The sequence below is a fragment of the Streptomyces sp. NPDC088817 genome, from assembly GCF_044750345.1.
Classification (GTDB): Bacteria; Actinomycetota; Actinomycetes; order Streptomycetales; family Streptomycetaceae; genus Streptomyces.
Window position 1 is genome coordinate 78365 of the sequence record NZ_JBIVJN010000010.1, and the last position, 20767, is coordinate 99131.

Below are 20767 nucleotides of genomic sequence, written 5' to 3' on the forward strand. Positions count from 1 at the left end.
CGGGCATGACGAAGATCGTCAACCACTGGATCGGCGGGAAGACCGTCGAAGGCGCCTCGGGGACGTACGGGCCGGTCACGGACCCGGCGACCGGCGAGGTCACCACCAAGGTCGCGTTCGCCTCCGTGGAGGAGGTGGACGCCGCGGTCGCCGTCGCCAAGGACGCGTACCTGAGCTGGGGGCAGTCCTCGCTCGCCCAGCGGACCTCGATCCTGTTCAAGTTCCGGGCACTGCTGGACGCCCACCGCGACGAGATCGCCGAGCTGATCACCGCCGAGCACGGCAAGGTGCACTCCGACGCGCTCGGCGAGGTCGCGCGCGGCCTGGAGATCGTCGACCTGGCCTGCGGCATCAACGTGCAGCTCAAGGGCGAGCTGTCCACCCAGGTCGCCACCCGCGTCGACGTGGCCGGGATCCGGCAGCCGCTGGGCGTGGTCGCCGGCATCACGCCGTTCAACTTCCCGGCGATGGTCCCGATGTGGATGTTCCCCATCGCCATCGCGTGCGGCAACACCTTCGTGCTGAAGCCGAGTGAGAAGGACCCGTCGGCCTCCCTGAAGATCGCCGAGCTGCTGGCCGAGGCCGGGCTGCCCGACGGCGTCTTCAACGTGGTGCACGGCGACAAGGTGGCCGTGGACCGCCTCCTGGAGCACCCGGACGTCAAGGCGGTCTCCTTCGTCGGCTCCACCCCGATCGCCCGCTACATCCACACCACCGCCTCCGCGAACGGCAAGCGCGTGCAGGCCCTCGGCGGCGCCAAGAACCACATGCTGGTGCTGCCGGACGCCGACCTGGACGCGGCCGCCGACGCCGCCGTCTCGGCCGCGTACGGCTCGGCGGGCGAGCGCTGCATGGCCATCTCGGCCGTCGTCGCCGTCGGCGCGATCGGCGACGAGCTGGTGGAGAAGATCCGTGAGCGCGCCGAGAAGATCAAGATCGGCCCCGGCAACGACCCGTCCTCCGAGATGGGCCCGCTGATCACCAAGGTGCACCGCGACAAGGTGGCCTCGTACGTGGAGAACGCCGCGGGCGAGGGCGCCGAGGTCGTCTTGGACGGCACCGGCTACACGGTCGAGGGCTTCGAGGACGGCCACTGGATCGGCATCTCGCTGCTCGACAAGGTGCCCACCACCGCCAAGGCATACCAGGACGAGATCTTCGGCCCGGTGCTGTGCGTGCTGCGCGTGGACACCTACGAGGAGGGTGTGGCGCTCATCAACGCCTCGCCGTTCGGCAACGGCACGGCGATCTTCACCCGGGACGGCGGCGCGGCCCGCCGGTTCCAGCTGGAGATCGAGGCCGGCATGGTCGGCGTCAACGTGCCGATCCCGGTGCCGGTGGGCTACCACTCCTTCGGTGGCTGGAAGGACTCGCTCTTCGGCGACCACCACATCTACGGCAACGACGGCACGCACTTCTACACCCGCGGCAAGGTCATCACCACCCGCTGGCCGGACCCGTCCGAGGCCCCTGCCGGCGTGGACCTCGGGTTCCCGCGCAACCACTGACCGGCGCGATGCCCGGCGGTCGGGATCCCCGACCGCCGTGACCCGGCCGTCGCCGCAGGCGATGACGAGGCCGTCCGATATGCGGACGGCCTCGTCTTTTTTCGTGGGTGCGCTGCGGTTCCCGCACGCCCGTAAGGGCCCGAACAATGGGACCGTTCGACGCGTGAATCAGTCGTAGATCGCCGTTCCGCCACGGATTCCGTAGGTTAACGGCCATTGACTCAATGGTTTTCGTTGATGTTCGATAACCGGGCCGGGAGCGGACGAGAGTGCTCACGACCGCGAACCGCCGGAGGCGATAGCGCGCTCCCCGGCCCCTCACCTGTTGCACAAGTCGATCGGAACCGCCGCATGACCGACCTGCTCCGCTCTGTCGAGAACGCCGCCCCGGAGGCGGCCGGGGGTCCCGCACAGGCGACGGACAGCCCCGCCCAGCTCAAGCGTTCCATCGGGGTCGTCGGCGGCACCCTCCTCACCCTCTCGTGCGTGACCCCCGCCTCCACCCTCTTCGTGGTCGTCCCCGACCTCCTCGGCTCGCTCGGCACCGCCACCGCCCTCACCCTCGCCATCGGCTCCCTGCTGTGCGTCGCCGTGGCGTTCTGCTACTCGGAACTGGGCACCCTCATCCCCAGCGCGGGCGGCGAGTACGCCATGGTGTCGACCATGGCCGGGCGGCTGGCGGGCTGGCTGGTCTTCGTGCTGTCCCTGCTCGTCGTCATGATCGTCCCGCCGGTGATCGCGATGGGCACCGCGGACTACCTGGCACCGGTCGTGCACCTCGACCCGGCCCTGACCGGCGCCGGCGTGATGCTGATGGCCACCCTCGCCGGCCTCCTTGACCTGCGCGCCAACGCCTGGATCACCGGCATCTTCCTGGTCCTGGAGGTCATCGCCGCCGGCGTGGTCGCCCTGCTGGGCTTCGCGCACAGCCACCGGGGCGCCGGCAGCCTGGTCTCCATGCAGGTGGCGGGCTCCGGCGGCCACACCGACACCGTGACGGCCATGCTCGTCATCTCCGGACTCGCCATCGCCCTCTTCGCCACCCAGGGCTTCTCGACGGCCGTCTACCTCTCCGAGGAACTGGAGAACCCGCGCCGCAACGTCGCCCGCACGGTGCTCGCCACCCTGGCCATCTCCTCCGTGATCATCCTCGTGCCGGTCGTCGCCATCACCATGGGCGCCTCCGACATCAAGGAGCTGACCAGCGGCAACCTGAGCGCCATGGTGATCGCCTGGTCCAACTCCGCGGTCGGCACCTTCGTCAGCCTCTGCGTGGCCCTGGCGATCATCAACGCCGGCATCGTCATGGTCATCCAGAACTCCCGCGTGCTGTTCGCCTCCGCCCGCGACAAGGCCTGGCCCGAGCCGGTCAACAAGGCCTTCTCCAAGCTCGGCCGCTTCGGCTCCCCGTGGGTCGCCACCCTCGCGGTGGGCGTGCCCGGCGCGCTGCTGTGCTTCGTCAACCTGGACACCCTGTACGGCGTCACGGGTGTGTCGGTGACCGGGATGTACCTGCTCGTCGCGGTCGGCGCGCTGCTGGCCCGCCGCGGCTCCCACAAGCACACGCCCGCGTGGCGCATGCCCCTGTGGCCGGCCATGCCGGTGCTGCTCATCGCGCTCCTGGCCTACATCCTCAGCCGGCAGGACATCACCTACCTGCTGCTGACCGGCGGCATCATGGCGGTCGCCACCCTCTACTGGGCCCTCTACCTCCGTCCCCGCCGCGACACCCGCTGGCTGGTGTCGATCCCGGAGGACACCCGCCCGTAGGACGGCGAAGCCGCCGCCGCGTACCGCGGACGCGGTACACCGCGGCCGCCCCGTACTCCCCGAGGAGGTGCGGAGGTTCGGTCCGGCGGCGGCTTCGGCTGTCGGTGGCGGCCCGTACCGTGGAAGGCATGGATCTTCGACCGCCCGGACTGCGCGGGCTGCTGCGGAGGCCCCGGCGCCTGCTGGCCGCCGGGGCCGCCGTCGTCGTGCTGGCCGGCGCCGGCACGTGGACGGCGATCGCCTCCGACGACCCGCCCCCGGTGCACCGCGCCGACCAGGTGCTCGCCATGGGCGACGGGGTGCGCCTCGACACCTCGTACTTCACCCCGGCCACGCCCGGCCGCCACCCCGCCGTCCTGCTCGGGCACGGCTTCGGCGGCAGCAAGGACGACGTACGGCGCCAGGCCCAGGACCTCGCCAGGGACGGATACGCGGTGCTGACGTGGTCGGCACGCGGCTTCGGCAGATCCACCGGAAAGATCGGGCTGAACGACCCCGAGGGCGAGGTCGCCGACGTCTCCAGGCTGATCGACTGGCTGGCGCGGCGGCCCGAGGTGCGGCTCGACGGGCCCGGCGACCCGCGCGTGGGCGTGGCCGGAGCCTCCTACGGCGGGGCGATCTCCCTCCTCGCCGCCGGACACGACCACCGGGTGGACGCCATCGCCCCGGCGATCACCTACTGGAACCTCGCGGACGCGCTCCTCCCCGGCGGCGTCTTCAAGAAACTGTGGGCGGGCGCCTTCATCAACTCCGGCGGCGGATGCGCGAAGTTCGAGCCCGCGCTGTGCCGGATGTACGAGCGGGTCGCCGAGTCGGGCAAGCCGGACGCCGAGGCGCGCGCACTGCTCCAGGAGCGCTCGCCGTCCGCCGTCGCCGACCGCATCAAGGTGCCGACCCTGCTGGTGCAGGGCCAGACGGACTCCCTCTTCCCGCTCGGCCAGGCCGACGCCGCCGCCACGGCGATCCGCGCGAACGGCGCCCCGGTCGACGTCGACTGGATCGCCGGCGGCCACGACGGCGGCGACATGGAGACCGCCCGGGTACAGGCGCGCGTGAAGACCTGGTTCGACCGCCACCTCAAGGGTGACAAGAACACCGACACCGGCCCCGCCTTCCGCGTCACCCGCACCGGCGGCGTCGACTCCACCGACGGCAGGGCCCTGCTGCGGGGCGCGAGCGCGAGCACGTACCCCGGCCTCGAAGGCGGGCAGCGGTCCATCGCCCTGCGCGGAGGCGAGCGGCGCTTCGAGAACCCCGCCGGGGCCAACCCGCCCGCCGTGTCCTCCCTGCCCGGCCTCGGCGGCTCCGGCGGACTGTCCCAGCTCTCCTCGCTCGGCGTCGGCGTGTCCCTCGACTTCCCCGGCCAGTACGCGCGCTTCGACTCCGCACCCCTCGGCGCCGGCCTGCGCGTCACCGGATCGCCCACGGTGACCGTCCACGTCACCTCGACCGCCGACGACGCGGTGCTCTTCGCCAAGCTCTACGACGTCGGACCGGGCAAGCAGCAGCCGGTACTGCCCTCCCAGCTCGTGACCCCCGTGCGCGTCGAGGGCGCCAAGGCGGGCAAGGACGTCACCCTCACCCTCCCGGCCGTCGACCACGAGGTCCAGAAGGGCCACCGGCTCCGCCTGGTCCTCGCCTCCACCGACCTCGGCTACGCCTCACCGGCCGCCCCGGCGACGTACACCGTCGGCCTCAAGAGCGACCTGAAGGTGCCGACCGCGCCGGGCGTGACCACCGCGGCGGCACCGCTGCCTTCCTGGGTGTGGTGGCTGCCGCTCGCCGGCGCCGCGGTCGCCCTCGCCCTGCTGCTGACCGCCCGCCGCCGCACGGCCGCGCCCGCGCCCGACCCGGAACTGGCCGACGTCCCACTGCGGATCACCGGCCTGAGCAAGCGCTACGCGAAGTCGGCCGACCGGTACGCGGTACGGGACCTGTCGTTCCAGGTGGACAAGGGCCAGGTCCTCGGCCTGCTCGGGCCGAACGGCGCGGGCAAGACGACCACCCTGCGCATGCTGATGGGCCTGATCCAGCCGGACGACGGCGAGATCCGCGTCTTCGGCCACGCCGTACGGCCCGGCACGCCCGTGCTGTCGCGGGTCGGCGCCTTCGTAGAGGGCGCCGGTTTCCTGCCCCATCTGTCCGGCCGGGACAACCTGGAACTGTACTGGCGGGCCACCGGCCGCCCGCCCGAGGACGCGCACCTGGACGAGGCCCTGCGGATCGCCGGCCTCGGCGACGCCCTGGCCCGTGCCGTACGCACCTACTCGCAGGGCATGCGCCAGCGCCTGGCGATCGCGCAGGCCATGCTCGGCCTGCCGGACCTGCTGATCCTGGACGAGCCGACCAACGGCCTCGACCCGCCCCAGATCCGTGAGATGCGCGAGGTGATGATCCGCTACGCGGCCGACGGCCGCACGGTGATCGTCTCCAGCCATCTGCTCTCCGAGGTCGAACAGTCCTGCACCCACCTCGTGGTGATGGACCGCGGACGTCTGGTGCAGGCGGGTCCGGTCGGCGAGATCACCGGCTCCGGCGACACCCTGCTCGTGGGCACCGCCACGCCGCTGGAGGACCCGGTCGTGGAGAAGGTGTCCGCCCTGCCGGACGTCGCCTCCGCACGGCGCACCGAGGACGGCCTCCTGGTCCGCCTTGAGACCGGCGGCACGGCACAGGACCTGGTCGCGGAGCTGGTGCGCCTGGAGGTGCCCGTCGTCGCGGTCGGCCCCCACCGCCGGCTCGAAGACGCCTTCCTCACCCTGATCGGAGGTTCCGCATGAGCACGCTCGCCGAGAGCACCGAGGTCGCCTCCGGTTACCGGGCCGGCCGCACCCTGCCCCTGAGGGTGGAGCTGGCGCGGCAGCTCAAGCGGCGCCGCACGCTGGTCATGGGCGGCATCCTGGCCGCGCTGCCGTTCGTGCTGGCCGTCGCCCTCGCGATCGGCGGCGGTCCGGGCGGCCGCGGCGACCGGGTGACGCTGATGGACACGGCCACCGCGTCCGCGGCCAACTTCGCCGCGGTGAACCTGTTCGTCTCGGCGGGCTTCCTGCTGGTGATCCCGGTGGCGCTGTTCTGCGGGGACACCGTCGCCTCCGAGGCGAGCTGGTCCTCCCTGCGCTATCTGCTCGCCGCGCCCGTGCCGCGGGCCCGGCTGCTGTGGTCCAAGCTCGTCGTCGGACTCGGGCTCAGCCTGGCCGCGATGGTGCTGCTCCCGCTGGTCGCGCTCGCCGTCGGCACCGCCGCCTACGGCTGGGGCCCGTTGCGGATACCCACCGGCGGCGCGCTCGACGCGGGGACCGCCGCGCAGCGGCTGCTGGTGGTCGTGGCGTACATCTTCGTGTCGCAACTGGTCACCGCCGCCCTGGCGTTCTGGCTCTCCACCAGGACGGACGCGCCCCTGGGCGCCGTGGGCGGCGCGGTCGGCCTGACCATCGTGGGCAACGTCCTGGACGCCGTCACGGCCCTCGGGCACTGGCGCGACTTCCTGCCCGCGCACTGGCAGTACGCCTGGGCCGACGCCGTGCAGCCGCACGCCGAGTGGTCCGGCATGATCCAGGGCACGGCGGTCTCCGTCAGCTACGCGCTGGTGCTGTTCGCCCTGGCCTTCCGCGGTTTCGCCCGTAAGGACGTCGTGTCGTAGGAGCCGCTGCCCGCGGCGGAGCAGTGCCGGCGACGTCATCGCGGCGGGCGTGGCTTTCCGCGCGGGCGCGCCGAGCGGGACTTGTTTCTTTCCTTCACTCCGTCGGTCGACGACCCGGACTGCTTGTGTGTTTTTCGGACTCCCCTGATTTTCCTCAGTTTTGAATGCGGTGGGGTCCAAGCGGGTGAACCCCCGCAACCAAACATGCCGCGCCGGGTTGATGAAGTCGTAGGACGTGCGTCGCTACGAGGAAAGGAACGGGCAGTGCTCAAGAAGGCAAAGGTCGCCGCGGCAGCCGCCGCCCCTGTCGTCGGTATGCCGGTGGCGGCCGCTCCCGCGGCGCCCGCCATCGGCGACGACAGTGGCCCGACGGTCTCGAACGGCGCCGGAGCCTCGTCGTCGTCCGGCAACGTGGCCGCGACGGGAAGCATGAGCCCGCGGTCCCGCTGACCTCGGGTCGCCCACGGTCCTCCGCCGCTTTGCCGAGGACTGCCCGTACCTTTCCGAAGAGCCCTTTCCAGGCAATGCAGTCGAGGGTGAATCGTATGGTCGCGCGGGTCAAACGAGTGAAGTGCTCAGCGACTCACGTTCCGCGTTTTTCCATTACGGCTATTCCTCGTTCAGCATCACGACCGTATCGGTTGTGTTCACTCGGTTTCAGACCGCCATCGGGGCATCGGCCCCAAGAAGGGAACAATTCATGAAGAAGAGCGTTGCTGTCGTCACCGGCGCCCTCGTGGCCCTGGGCATGGCGGGCCCCGCCTTCGCCGACTCCGGAGCCGCGGGTACCGCCACGAACTCCCCGGGCGTGCTCTCGGGCAACGTGATCCAGGTTCCCGTGCACGTCCCGGTCAACGTCTGCGGCAACACCGTCAACGTCATCGCGCTGCTGAACCCGGCGTTCGGCAACACCTGCGCCAACGGCTGACCGTCCGGCGCACCCAGCCGCACCGGCTGTGTCACGGCCGGCCTTGGACACCGATCTTTCGCCCAAGGCCGGCCTTCCCACATCTTCAAGCCGCTCGGACAGGGCGGCTGCAAGCAGGAAGACAACGAGATTGCGACAGACTCTGAGCAGGGGAGTGTTCGCGGCCGCGGCCGCGACGAGCATGCTGACCCTGTACGGCAGCCCCGCCCTGGCCGACTCGCAGGCCGAGGGTGCCGCCGCGAACTCCCCGGGCGTGCTCTCGGGCAACGTCATCCAGGCTCCCGTGCACGTGCCGGTCAACGTCTGCGGCAACACGGTGAACGTGGTGGCGCTGCTGAACCCGGCGTTCGGCAACGGCTGCGCCAACGCCTCGGCGCCGGTCGCGGTGCCCGCCGTCACGCCGCCGTCCGGCGGTGAGGCCACGACTCCGCCGCCCGTGGTCACTCCCACGCCGCCGACGCCGGTGCAGACGCCGGTCGCCGCCACGCCGGACGCGGAGACCCCGTCGCCGGTGGTGGACACGGCGAAGCCCGATCCCCAGCGTGGCCACACCCTGCCGGCTCCGGCGGCCTTCGTGGACGACACGCCGGACGCGGCCCCGCAGCTCGCCGAGACCGGCACGGGCGCCCTGCTCGCGTCCTCGGCCGCCAGCGCGGCCCTGATCGCCGGCGGCGTGCTCCTCTACCGCCGCGGCCGCACGGCGACGCAGCGCCAGAGCTGACGTCCCCGGCCACCGCATCGGCCCCCCACGGGTGCCGGACACGACGTCCGGCACCCGTCGGTGTATCGACATTCGGCGGGAGTGGTGGCCTCGCTGACCTCCGTCGGGGTGGTCTTGCAGCGGGCCGGCAAGGCAGCCTGGCTGGCTTCCGGCGGGGTGGTTTTGCACCGGGCTGGCGTAGGTGGTCTTGCTGAGTTCCGTCGGGATGGTCTTGCAGACGGCTGACGCGGCTGCCTTGCTGCCGGTTGTCGCGCGGGCGTGGCAGCCCGTCGTCGCGTGGGCCTTGCTGGCGGCCGTCGCGTGGGACGTGCCGCCGGGCGGGCGCGTGTCTTGCTGACGCCAGGAGCGGCCGCCCGCGGCCCAGCTCTGCGCATGGCGCCGGCCTGCCTGAGGCATTGGCCTGTTTGAGGTGCCGGTCAGCCGCGGCCCTTGGCACTGGCCCTGCTGGGTCCCTGTGCCGCCCCTGGCGTGCCGCCGGCTTTCGTCCCGGCTCGCCGTCGGTTCCGGCCGTGTGGTGTGCCATTGGCCCCTGCTCCACTCCCGGCGCCGGCCCGACCGCGGCTACCCCCGGTGTCCCATCGGCCTTCGCCTGGCTTGCCGCTCGTTCCGGTCATCGGGTGCTGTCGCCCCGCGCCGATCCCGGTCTTGGGTCGCTCGCAGCCCGGGCCCGCCGCGGCCCGCCCCGACGCGCCACCAGGCCTCGCTCTGGCTGCCACTGGCCCCGGCCGTGGCGCCTGCCGCAGGCTCCGCTGCGTCCGCGGTCCCGCTTCGTCCTGCCCCTGGCCTGCCGCCCCGCGGCTTGGTACTGCTCCGAGCGGTGGCCTGCTGGCGGCCCCGCCCCCGGCTGCGGGCCGCTGCATCCCTGCTGCGCTGGCACCCTGGCGTGGCTGGCTGCCGGACCTGGCCGTGGCCTGCCATCAGCCTCCGCTCCGCGCGTGCACGGCGCCGTTGCGCGCCTGCCCCGTCCGGCGCGGCGCCAGCCCCGTCCTGGCCTGCGCTCGACCTGGCCCTGACCTGCCGTTGCCCCCGTCTGCCCCTGGCCCCGGTCCGCCCCGTCGGCCACGCGTCCCGGCCGCCCGGCCCAGCACTGACCCAACCCGACCCTGACCCACCCTGGCCCTTCTGGGCCACGCCCGCCGTAACCCCGGTACGCCCCGCGCCGCGTCCCCGCACGCAACCCGCCCGCGCGCCCCGGAATTTTCGATATCACTCCTTTGGCGGCACAACTCGCGGGAGCGCTGCGCGTTGACACAGCGCCGGGCATCCCGCCCAGGTGTTTTTGCATCAATCCAAGGAGCACTTCTCCATGTCGCGTATCGCCAAGGGCCTGGTCCTTACCTCCGTCGCCGCCGCGGCCGTCGCCGGTGGTGCCGGCATCGCCGCCGCCAGCAGCGGCGCGACCGGCGGCGCCGCCAACTCCCCGGGCGTGCTGTCGGGCAACGTCATCCAGGTTCCCGTGCACGTCCCGGTCAACGTCTGCGGCAACACCATCGACGTCATCGGCGTGCTGAACCCGGCGTTCGGCAACGCCTGCGTCAACGCCTGACGTCCGCGCGCATTCGTCCGGCCGGCCGCCGTCCCCCGGTTTCCCCGGGGACGGCGGCCGACCGCGTCACAGCCCCACGCGTCGCCGGGTCCGCACAAGGACCCGGCCATTTCGCGGCGCTGAAGGGTTTCCGGTCCGGCCGGAGCTCGTTGGACACGGCGGCACGAACCCCCGCGGTGACCGACGCCGCCGAAGAAAGGAACACGATGAAGTCCCTGAAGGCTGCCGCTGTCCTGGCCGGTTCCCTGGCCCTCACCGGCGCCGCCGCGCCCGCGTTCGCCCAGAACTCCGCCGACCTCACGCCCCACAGCCTCACCGGCGCCGTGAACACGCTCACCAAGGGCCCCGTCGACGTCATGCCGCTGCAGCAGCAGTCCGACACCCTCGACACCGAGAACCGGAACTCACTGCTCCACACGGTGAACGGCGCCACCAAGACCCTGAACGCCCCGAAGCCGCTGCTCGGCGGCCTCGCGGTCCAGCGCTGAGCCACCTGACACGTCAGCTCGGCGCCTCCGTACCGGCCGGAACCGTCGTACTACTGAGGCACTCGGGGGAATCCCGTGCTGCTGGTGGCGTCAGGATCGTTGGACGGTACGGACGTCGAGCCCCGAACCCGGAAAGGGACCGTACCTGACATGAAGTCGACCACTCGAGGAACCCTCGCCGCCGTCATCACGGGCATCGCGGCAGCCATGGGCGCGGCCGCGACCCCCGCCGCCGCGGCCGGCACGGTCCCCGTGCCCGTCCCGCTGGGCGGCGCGGAGGCGGCCCTCGGCACGGAACTGCCCGAGGTCGGCGGCCAGGTGCCGCTGCCCACGGCGGGCGTGCCGGAGCCCCCACGCTTCGTCCGGGGACGGCTCCTGCCCGAGCACACCGTGCCGCGACTGCCGGTCGACGGCGCCCTGCCCGGCCTTGAGCTGCGCGCCCCGCTGGCCCACGCCCACGACGACGGCTTCGACCACGTCGGCGTCGGCCTGCCCGCCTCCGACGTCCGGACCCTGACCCCGGGACTGGCCCTGGACGCCCCGCTGACCAACCCGAGCCCCGGCGAACTGCCCACCGTCAAGCAACCGGAGCTGGCCGTCCTCGCCCCCGTCCTGCGCACCACCCCGGGCGCCGACCTGACAGCGGGCCCCGGCCTCGGCCTGTAACAGCCCCGGCTCTCGCCGGAATGCCGACAGGGACACAAGGCGCAAAATGGAAAAGTGATCGCACACTCCCGTCGATCTCTCCGGCGCGGCGGGCGCGACAACTCGCCGCAGCCGCCCCCGGGGCGACTGCGGTCCCTGTTCAGGCCGCGCAGCGTCGCGGGCCAGGTGTTCCTGCTGCAAGTGGTCATCGCGGTGCTGATCGTCGCCGCCGCGCTGGTCGCCCTCGTGCTCCAGGCCGGGGACGACAGCACCAAGGACGCCCGGGAACGCTCCCTCGGCATCGCCGAGACGCTGGCGTACGCGCCGGACACGCTGAAGGCGATGACGGGCCCCGACCCCACCAAGGTGCTTCAGCCCGTCGCGCAGAAGATCATGAAGGGGGCCGATGTCGACCTCGTCGTCATCTACTCCAAGGACGGGATCCGGTACACCCACTCCAACCCGGCCCTCATCGGCAAACCGGTCCTCGGTCCCCGCAGACCGCCGCACTCCGCCATCACCCAGGTCCTGCGGACCACCCAGGGACGCTCGGTGGTCTCGTACGTCCCCGTCACCAGGCCGGGCGGCGAGGCCGTCGGCACCGTAGCGGTCGCGATCACGGTCCAGAGGGTGCAGAGCACGGCAGGCCGCCAGCTTCCGGTCCTGCTGGGGACGGCTGGCGGGGCGCTGGCCCTGGCCGCGGGCGGCACCGCACTGGTGAGCCGGCGGCTGCTGCGCCAGACCCACGGCCTGGGACCGGCCGAGATGACACGGATGTACGACCACCACGACGCCGTGCTGCACGCGGTGCGCGAGGGTGTGCTGATCGTCGGGGGCGACGGCCGGCTGCTGCTCGCCAACGACGAGGCGCAGCGGCTGCTGGAACTGCCGCCGGACGCGGAGGGCCACAAGGTCACCGACCTGCCCCTGGACGCCGACATCGCCGAGTTGCTGACATCGGAGCGCACGGCCAGCGACGAGGTCCACCTCACGGCCGACCGCCTGCTCGCGGTCAACAAGCGGCCCACCGCCCCGTACGGCGGGTACGCGGGCTCCGTGGTGACCCTCAGGGACACCACGGAGCTGCGCGCCCTGTCGGGACGCGCCGAGGTGGCACGCGAGCGCCTGAAACTCCTCTACGACGCCGGCGTGAAGATCGGCACCACCCTGGACGTGTCGCGCACCGCGCAGGAACTGGCGGACGTGGCCGTTCCTGAGTTCGCCGACATCGTCACCGTGGAACTGGCCGAGGAGGTCCTGAGGGGCCAGGAGCCGACCGGGGCGATCGGCGAGGTGCGCCGGGCCGCACTGCGGGGCCGTTCCGGGTACCAACCGCTGTCGGGGGTGGGCAGCCGGCTCAGTTTCCCGCCCAGCACGCCGCAGGCCCGGTGCGCGGAGACCGGCCGAGGGGTGCTCGTGGCGGATCTGACAGTCGCGCGGGAGTGGCGGACGGCGGATCCCGATCGCGCCCGGCACCTCCTGGAGCGCGGCATCCACTCCCTCATCGCGGTGCCGCTGCGCGCCCGCGGCATGGTGCTGGGGGTGGTGGACTTCTGGCGCTGCCGGCAAGGGGAGTCCTTCGACGAGGAGGACGTGCCGTTCGCCGAGGAACTGGCCGCCCGGGCCGCCGTGGCCCTCGACAACGCCCGCCGCTACACGCGCGAGCACACCATGGCGGTCACCCTGCAACGCAGTCTGCTGCCCCGCGCCCTGCCCGAACCGGGCGCCCTCGAGGTGGCCTACCGCTATCTTCCCGCCCGGGCGGGGGTGGGCGGGGACTGGTTCGACGTGATCGAGCTGTCCGGGGCCCGGGTGGCCCTGGTGGTCGGCGACGTGGTGGGGCACGGACTGCACGCGGCGGCCACCATGGGACGGCTGCGCACCGCGGTGCACAACTTCTCCACCCTGGACCTCGCCCCGGACGAGCTGCTGGGCCGCCTGGACGACCTGGTGGCCCGGCTCGACCGGGACGGCGAGGCAGGAGGCGGCGAGGAGGGGCTCACCGGCGCCACCTGCCTGTACGCCGTCTACGACCCGTCCTCGGGCGCCTGCTCCCTGGCCCGGGCCGGCCACCCGCCGCCCGCCCTCGTCCGCCCGGACGGCACCGTGACCTTCCCGGACCTTCCCGCGGGCCCGCCGTTGGGCCTGGGCGGTCTCCCCTTCGAGGCCACCGAGCTGCGGCTGCCCGAGGGGAGCCTGCTGGTCCTCTACACGGACGGACTCGTCGAGGACCGCGAACGGGACATCGGCGCGGGCCTCGAACTCCTGAGCGCCGCGCTGGCCCATCCCGACCGGTCCCCGGAGCAGACCTGTCAGGTAGTGCTCGACGCCCTCCCTCCGGACCACGCGAGCGACGACATCGCCCTGCTGGTCGCCCGTACCCGCGTACTCGATCCCTCTCTGGTCGCCGACTGGGACGTACCGCCCGACCCCGCTGCCGTCTCCCGCGTCCGCGCCGACGTCGCCCGGCAGCTGAAGGACTGGGGCCTGGAGGACGCCAGCTTCACCACCGAGCTCGTCCTCAGCGAACTGGTCACCAACGCCATCCGCTACGGCAGTGACCCCATCCACGTCCGCCTGCTGCGCGACCGCAACCTGATCTGCGAGGTCTCCGACGGCAGCAGCACCTCACCCCACCTGCGCTACGCGGCGACCACGGACGAGGGCGGACGCGGCCTGTTCCTCATCGCCCGGTACGCCGAACGCTGGGGAACCCGCTACACCCCCACCGGCAAGGTCATCTGGACCGAACAGCCCCTGCACGGCGCGGCGCCACCGCCGGACGGCCCCACGGACGAGGAACTGCTCGACCAGTGGAGCGACGACCCCCTGTGACCCGGCGCCGGTCACCGCCCCGCGTGCCGCGCGAAATGGACCGGTCCCTTGCCGGTGCCGGCCATGGTGGGCTTTCCTTGCGCATTTTTCGCCACCCTGTACCACTGCCATCCGCGCCCCGAGCAAGCAACGGCCATTCGGGTGAAAACGCACTTTCCGGTGCCGAGGGCCGACGGAGTGAACTTCCGGCGCACACGCCGACGCACGCCCCGGAGTCTCGACCTGACCAGCGAAAAGCCCTCCCCAGAGGGAGGGCGGAGACTGGCGCCCCCGGCAGGACTCGAACCTGCGGCCAAGCGCTTAGAAGGCGCCTGCTCTATCCACTGAGCTACGGGGGCCAGGTGTGGTGGCCTCTGTCGCGGTGCCCTGGTGGGGGCTGATCCGTGACATCGCCGGGGACAAGGATAGGGCTCCCGGATCCATGTCCCGGTTGCTTCGCCTCCGTGGCTCAATGTGGAGGTTCGGTGAAGCGGTCCTGATAATCGCAGGCGGGTACGAATCGTGCATCGCTTTTGACGTCCGGCGCACCTGGTGTTGTGCACTCGTTATGCCTGGCCTGTGCCCGCGTCCCAGTCATCCCTTCCGTCCGATGTGTCCAATCGGCGCGCAGACATGCTCATATGCTTCAGAATTCCCCTAAAATTGGGCATTCTTCGCATGTGGTGACCTTGGACGTAAGGCCTCAGCTGCTCGACGCACTCTCCGCCCTGCGAGACCGTGTCGCCGCCGCACGCTTCCCGCTGCCCCTGGCGGGGGCTCCACGCGCGCGTGCCAACCGTGACGAACTGCTCGCTCAGCTAGACGACTACTTGGTGCCCCGGTTGCGAAGGCCCCAAGCACCGTTGCTGGCGGTCGTCGGCGGGTCGACAGGCGCCGGGAAGTCCACTCTCGTCAACTCGCTCGTCGGACGGCGGGTCAGCGAGGCGGGCGTGCTGCGGCCGACCACTCGGACACCGGTGCTGGTCTGCCATCCGGAGGACCATCACTGGTTCAGCGGCATGCGCGTACTGCCGAACCTCACGCGCGTGTGGGTGCCCAGGGGCGACCCCGGAGCCGACGGCGACCTGCTGATGCAGGAGAACGCCTTCACCCGGGTGCTGCGCGTGGAGACCGTCGACACCCTGCCCCCGGGGCTCGCCCTCCTCGACGCGCCCGACATCGACTCCCTGATCTCCGACAACCGTGTCCTGGCCTCCGAGCTGATCTGCGCCGCCGACATCTGGGTCATGGTCACCACGGCCGCCCGCTACGCCGACGCGATCCCCTGGCACCTGCTCCGCACGGCCAAGGAGTACGACGCCACGCTGGTGACCGTGCTGGACCGGGTGCCGCACCAGGTCGCCTCGGAGGTCTCCCGCCAGTACGGGGCGCTGCTGACCAAGGCCGGACTCGGCGAGGTCCCGCGCTTCACCGTGCCGGAGCTGCCCGAGTCGGCCTGGGGCGGGGGCCTGCTGCCCGCCTCCGCCGTCGCGCAGCTGCGCACCTGGCTGGTGCACCAGACCCAGGACCCCGGCGCCCGGGAGCACGTCATGGCCCGCACGGCCCAGGGCCTCCTCGACTCGCTGAAGTCCCGGATGCCCGAGCTGGCCAGTGCCACCGCCTCCCAGTACGCCGCCGCGCTGCGGCTCACCTCGGCCGTCGAGACCGCCTACGACAGCGAGCACACGCGCGTGAGGGGACGGCTCCAGGCGGGGGCGGTGCTCGCCGGGGACGCCCTGAAGAGGTGGCGTGCCTTCCCCCTGGACTGCACCGCCGGGGAACTGCTCGACGCGCTCGTGGAGAGCCTGGCCGCTCTGCTGCTGTGCGCCGTCACCGCCGCCGACGAGCGCGTGGACGACGCCTGGCGGCACGAGCAGGCCGCCACGGCACCGGAGCTCGCCGGCCGCGACCGCGTGCCGGAGAGCGCCGAGCACCGCATCGGTCTTGCCGTACGGCGCTGGCGGCGGGAGCTGGAGGAGTACGCCGATGACGAGGTGCGCAGGCTGGACCGGAGCATCGCGCCGGACGCCGAGGCCGTCGCCGCCCTGGCCGCCACCGGGCTGCTGGGAGGACGCCGGGCGCGCTCCGCGGGAGAGGGGCTCGCCGAGCGGATCGGCGCGCACGGAGCGCTGCGGCTGCGCGACCGCGCCGGGCGGCTGCTGAACGAACACCTGGACCGGGTGATCAACGCCGAACGAGAGCGCCGTCTGGCCCCGCTCGACGCCCTCGACGTGCACCCCGATCCCCAGGCCGAACTCATCGCCGCGCTGTCCGTACTGCTGAAGGAGAGGTGACCGGTGACCGCCGTCACTGACCAGGACCGAACGGAACAGACCGATCAGACGCAGGGCACCGTCCTCACGGACCAGGAGACGGACGGAAGGGCGGACGGAAGGGCCGGCGGGGAGCACACGCGCGGAGACACCTGGATCCGGGACAGGGCGCCGGACGCCAGGTCCGAGGACGGCCACGGCGCCGAAGGCGTCCCGGAGGCCGGAGACGCCGGGACGCCCGGGGACACCGAGGACCACCGGATTCCCGGGGCGGCGGCCCCCGACCACCGGGTGACCGGGCAGGTCAGCATGGTCAAGGAGGCCGACATGGCCCACGCGCGCGTGGAGCACGACCACAACGACGCGCGCGGGAGGGACGACGACGCCCCGAGCCCCGCGGAGGCCGAGGACGCCTGGGACGACGGGCTGATCGCGCGTCGCGTCAGCGAGACGTCCGCCGCCGAGCTCGTACCCGTGGAACCCCGGCCCTCCCGGCAGTCGGCCGCGCCCCCACTGGCGTACGACGGACCGCTGCGCTCCCGGCTCGACGCGCTGCGCGAACTGGTCGGCCTGTCCCGCACCCGGCTCGACAGCGCCACCCTCGCGGAGGCGGGCCGGGTCCTCGACGAGGCCGCGGCGCGGCGCCGGCTCTCCGGGCAGCACACCGTCGTCGCCATCGCGGGCGCCACCGGCAGCGGCAAGTCCCAGCTGTTCAACGCCCTCGCCGGCGTCGCCATCTCGGAGACCGGCGTACGGCGGCCGACCACCGCGGCACCCATCGCGTGCAGTTGGAGCGACGGCGCGGCCGGCCTCATCGACCGGCTCGGCATCCCGGGACGGCTGCGCAGGCGCCCGGTACAGGCCCAGGACGCCGACCCGCAGCTGCGCGGCCTGGTCCTGGTGGACCTGCCCGACCACGACTCGGCGGCCGTGCAGCACCGCGAGCACGTGGACCGCATCCTGCGGCTCGTCGACGCCGTCATCTGGGTCGTCGACCCGGAGAAGTACGCGGACGCCGTCCTCCACGAGCGCTACCTGCGGCCCATGGCCGGCCACGCGGAGGTCATGTTCGTCGTCCTCAACCAGGTCGACCGACTGCCCGGCGAGGCCGCCGACCAGGTCCTCGACGATCTGCGACGGCTGCTCGACGAGGACGGGATCGCCCTCGGCGAGTACGGCGAGCCGGGCGCGACCGTGCTCGCGCTGTCCGCGCTCACCGGGCACGGCGTCGGTGAGCTGCGCGAGGCGCTCGGTCAGTTCGTGGCCGAGCGCGGAGCAGCGGTAAGGCGGATCTCGGCCGACGTGGACGCCGCGGCCCGGCGCCTGCGGCCCGTCTACGCCACCCGGTCGAGCACCGGGCTCAGCGAGGAGGCGCGCGAGGAGTTCTCGGCCCGGCTCGCCGACGCGGTGGGCGCCACCGCCGCGGGCGACGCGGCCGAGCGGGCCTGGCTGCGCAACGCCAACAAGGCATGCGGCACGCCCTGGCTGCGGCTGTGGCGGTGGTGCCGGAGCCGACGCGAGGCACCCACCGGACGCCTCATGCTGGGCACCCAGCAGGACGAGGAGGCCACCGCGCGTCAGCGTGTCGAACACGCGGTGCGCACGGTGGCCGACCAGGCATCGGCCGGCATGCCGGGGCCGTGGGCGCAGGCCGTGCGCGAGGCCTCCGTACGCGGTGCGCAGGGGCTGCCCGAGGCGCTGGACCAGCTGGCGGCGCGGGCCGGGCTGCCCGGGCGGCCCCCGCGCCCGGGCTGGTGGCCCGTCGCGGTGCTTGCCCAGGCGGCGATGACGATCCTTCAGGCGGCCGGCGGTCTGTGGCTGGTCGGGCAGATCGCCGGGGTGATGGCGCCGAACCTGGGGGTTCCGGTGCTGCTCATGCTGGCCGGCATCGTGGGCGGGCCGCTCGTGGAGTGGAGCTGCCGGATCGCGGCGCGCGGGCCCGCACGGCGGTACGGCCAGGAGGCCGAGCGCCGACTGCGGGAGGCGGCCTCGGGGTGCGGCCGGGCCCGGGTACTGGATCCGGTGGCGGCGGAACTCCTGCGATATCGGGAGGTGCGGGAGCAGTACGCGCTGGTGAAGGGAGCGGGGGTCGGATGAGGGGCGGTCTTCGCCGGTAAGCCCGGCGAAAGTTGAGCTTCGACCCGCAAGTCGGACGAGGGGCGGGCTTCACCCGCGAGGGTGGGGGAGTTTTCCACAGACAGGCGGCGGTCCACAGCACTCGGCGGGCTCGGCCCGGACGGAGGCAGTCTGGTTCCGCGGCGATCGCGACGAACGCGATCGCCCCAGGACAGAGCAGCCGTACGGGACGGGCCCGTACGCGTGTCCGCCCGGGCCGGGCGTCCGGGCGAGGGAGGGGTTTCGACGATGAACGAGACGATCGTCTGCACCGTGGGCAACGTGGCGACGCAGCCGGTGCACCGGGAGCTGCCGTCGGGCGCCTCGGCGCGGTTCCGGCTGGCGGTGACCTCGCGCTACTGGGACCGGGAGAAGGCCGCCTGGACGGACGGCCACACCAACTTCTTCACGGTGTGGGCCAACCGCCAGCTCGCCGCCAACGCGGTGGCGTCGCTGAACGTGGGCGACCCCGTCATCGTGCAGGGCCGGCTGAAGGTGCGCTCCGAGACCCGCGACGGCAACAGCCGGACCTGGGCGGACATCGACGCCCTGGCGATCGGCCACGACCTGGCGCGGGGCACGTCGGCCTTCCGGCGCACCGTCAGGGCGGATTCGCAGACGGCGGGTCCGCCTCCGCAACCGGAGCCCACCTGGGAGACGGCTCCGCCGGACACCGGGTCCCCGCAGGAGCCGGAACCTGCCGCGGCGGCCTGCTGAGGTGATCTTGGTGATAACGATTGCGATTCGGATCAGCGATCTGACGATACGACAGCGAAGTCATGGTGTGCGGGCTCCATAGGATGCCGGACACAGCTCTCTGGGCTTGTCACTGGGCTTGAAGATTCTGCCGGTGGGACCGCACCCCCACGTCAACGGGTCCTGCTCGAAGGGGATTTCTGTGTGTGCTTACTCTGCGCCGTCCGCGCGCAGGCGGGGGGCGGCTCGGCTCGCCGCCGCCACCCTGGTCTCCGGTTTCGTCGCCGCCGGTCTGATGACCGCCGCCGGCCCGGCCGCCGCGGACGGTATGCCGCAGAGTCCGGGCGGCGCGACCGCCACCATCGGCAGCCTGAAGACCTACGGCACCGCCGTCATCCATGACGGCGGCGACGACCACCAGGTCTCCGCGGGCCTGTTCGAGATGTCCGTCGACGGCGGCGGGACCCTGCAGACGTACTGCATAGACGTGCACAACCCCACGCAACGGGACGCCAGGTACCGGGAGACGCCCTGGAGCGGCACCTCGCTGGCCACGAACAAGAACGCCGGGAAGATCCGCTGGATCCTGCAGAACTCCTACCCGCAGGTCAACGATCTCGCGGCGCTCGCCGAGAAGGCCGGCGTCGGGAACCTCACCGAGCAGGACGCGGCGGCCGGCACCCAGGTGGCCATCTGGCGCTACTCCGACGGCGCGGACGTCGACGCAGTCGACCCGCGGGCCGAGAAGCTCGCGGACTACCTGGAGAAGAGCGCCGGCGACCTGCCCGAGCCGCGCGCCTCGCTCACCCTGGACCCGCCCGCGGTCTCCGGCCACCCGGGCGAGCGTCTCGGCCCCGTGACGGTGCACACCAACGCGAGCAGCGTGACCCTGATACCGCCCGCGGGTGCCGCCACCAGCGGGGTGCGGATCGTCGGCAAGAAGGGCGAGGAGATCACGTCCGCCGGGGACGGCAGCCAGGTGTTCTTCGACGTGCCCGAGGACGCCGGGGAGGGCGCGGCGACGCTGACCGCGCAGGCCTCCACCACGGTGCCGGTCGGCCGCGCCTTCACCTCCGACAGCCGCAGCCAGACCCAGATCCTGGCCGGCTCCAGCGAGTCCACGGTCTCCGCCACCAGCGGTGCGACCTGGGCGGCCGGGGGCGCGATACCCGCCCTGTCCGCGGTGAAGAACTGCGCCAAGGGCGCCCTGGAGATCAGTGCGGCCAACCAGGGCGACGAGCCGTTCACCTTCGAGCTGATGGACACCCGGTACAGCATCGCCGCGGGCGGATCCGAGACGATCACGATCCCGCTCCAGGAGGACCAGGCGTACGACTTCACGATCAGGGACCCCGGCGGCCACGCGCAGCGCTTCGCCGGCGTCCTCGACTGCCGTACCCATGGCAGCCCGAGCGGCACCGTGACCCAGACCATCGGTGAGCCCACCCCCGTCATGGCGGGCGGCGACATCTCGTCCAATCCCAACCTCGCCGAGACCGGCGGCACCAGCACCACCCCGCTGATCGCCGCAATCGGCCTCAGCCTGCTGGTTCTGGGTGCCACGGCCCTGAGCATCGTCCACAAGAGGAAGGGCGCCGGGAACTGACCTAGCGTGGTGGGGGG

General features: G+C 72.6%; 15 protein-coding genes and 1 tRNA gene. 15 read left to right on the top strand and 1 reads right to left on the bottom strand.

The genetic code is table 11. From position 1 onward, the window contains the following. Positions 1–5 precede the first annotated feature (5 nt). The 11 genes from mmsA to ACIP4X_RS20085 all read left to right on the top strand — a co-directional run bounded on the left by mmsA (position 6) and on the right by ACIP4X_RS20085 (position 14081). The gene (gene mmsA, locus ACIP4X_RS20035; protein ID WP_358728455.1) at positions 6–1508 is read left to right on the top strand and encodes a CoA-acylating methylmalonate-semialdehyde dehydrogenase; all 1503 of its coding nucleotides are present in this window, start codon (positions 6–8) and stop codon (positions 1506–1508) included. A 351-nt stretch (positions 1509–1859) separates the two neighbouring features. After that, a complete protein-coding gene (locus tag ACIP4X_RS20040; RefSeq protein ID WP_358728457.1) occupies positions 1860–3278 on the top strand; it encodes an APC family permease in 1419 nt (472 codons plus the stop codon). 128 nt (positions 3279–3406) lie between these two features. After that, positions 3407–6058 (top strand): CocE/NonD family hydrolase, encoded by a 2652-nt coding sequence (locus ACIP4X_RS20045; protein WP_391458132.1) that lies wholly within the window; start codon positions 3407–3409, stop codon positions 6056–6058. Beyond that, positions 6055–6918 carry an ABC transporter permease gene (locus ACIP4X_RS20050; RefSeq protein ID WP_358728461.1) on the top strand — a complete coding sequence of 288 codons (864 nt, stop codon included), beginning with the start codon at positions 6055–6057 and terminating at the stop codon, positions 6916–6918. The genes ACIP4X_RS20045 and ACIP4X_RS20050 overlap by 4 nt, the downstream gene beginning before the upstream one ends. A gap of 264 nt (positions 6919–7182) precedes the next feature. Beyond that, positions 7183–7368: a hypothetical protein gene (locus ACIP4X_RS20055; RefSeq protein WP_358728463.1), complete on the top strand. Its 186-nt coding sequence runs from the start codon at positions 7183–7185 to the stop codon at positions 7366–7368. A gap of 250 nt (positions 7369–7618) precedes the next feature. Next, positions 7619–7846, top strand: a complete 228-nt coding sequence (locus tag ACIP4X_RS20060) for a chaplin (protein ID WP_358728465.1) — start codon at positions 7619–7621, stop codon at positions 7844–7846. Between the two features lie 130 nt (positions 7847–7976). Continuing rightward, entirely contained in the window at positions 7977–8567 is a 591-nt protein-coding gene (locus ACIP4X_RS20065) for a chaplin (RefSeq protein WP_358728467.1), read from the top strand. Between the two features lie 1306 nt (positions 8568–9873). Further along, complete coding sequence (locus ACIP4X_RS20070; protein WP_358728469.1) at positions 9874–10113, top strand: chaplin; 240 nt, start codon at positions 9874–9876, stop codon at positions 10111–10113. A gap of 206 nt (positions 10114–10319) precedes the next feature. Then, positions 10320–10601, top strand: coding sequence for a hypothetical protein (locus tag ACIP4X_RS20075; RefSeq protein WP_358728471.1), 282 nt, complete (start codon positions 10320–10322; stop codon positions 10599–10601). Positions 10602–10751: 150 nt separating this feature from the next. Next, complete coding sequence (locus ACIP4X_RS20080; RefSeq protein ID WP_358728472.1) at positions 10752–11267, top strand: hypothetical protein; 516 nt, start codon at positions 10752–10754, stop codon at positions 11265–11267. A 54-nt stretch (positions 11268–11321) separates the two neighbouring features. Then, entirely contained in the window at positions 11322–14081 is a 2760-nt protein-coding gene (locus ACIP4X_RS20085; protein ID WP_391458137.1) for a SpoIIE family protein phosphatase, read from the top strand. A 262-nt stretch (positions 14082–14343) separates the two neighbouring features. On the opposite strand, the gene ACIP4X_RS20090 is transcribed toward ACIP4X_RS20085, so the two are convergent. Next, positions 14344–14419 (bottom strand) — tRNA-Arg (locus tag ACIP4X_RS20090). A gap of 321 nt (positions 14420–14740) precedes the next feature. Between ACIP4X_RS20090 and ACIP4X_RS20095 the strand changes: the two genes are divergently transcribed. The 4 genes from ACIP4X_RS20095 to ACIP4X_RS20110 all read left to right on the top strand — a co-directional run bounded on the left by ACIP4X_RS20095 (position 14741) and on the right by ACIP4X_RS20110 (position 20750). After that, complete coding sequence (locus ACIP4X_RS20095) at positions 14741–16354, top strand: dynamin family protein (RefSeq protein ID WP_358728474.1); 1614 nt, start codon at positions 14741–14743, stop codon at positions 16352–16354. A gap of 3 nt (positions 16355–16357) precedes the next feature. Beyond that, entirely contained in the window at positions 16358–18430 is a 2073-nt protein-coding gene (locus ACIP4X_RS20100; protein WP_401349735.1) for a GTPase, read from the top strand. 267 nt (positions 18431–18697) lie between these two features. Next, a complete protein-coding gene (locus ACIP4X_RS20105; RefSeq protein ID WP_358728478.1) occupies positions 18698–19165 on the top strand; it encodes a single-stranded DNA-binding protein in 468 nt (155 codons plus the stop codon). A 181-nt stretch (positions 19166–19346) separates the two neighbouring features. Beyond that, on the top strand, positions 19347–20750 hold the full coding sequence (locus ACIP4X_RS20110) for a Cys-Gln thioester bond-forming surface protein (protein ID WP_391452944.1): 1404 nt from the start codon (positions 19347–19349) through the stop codon (positions 20748–20750). Positions 20751–20767: the final 17 nt, after the last annotated feature.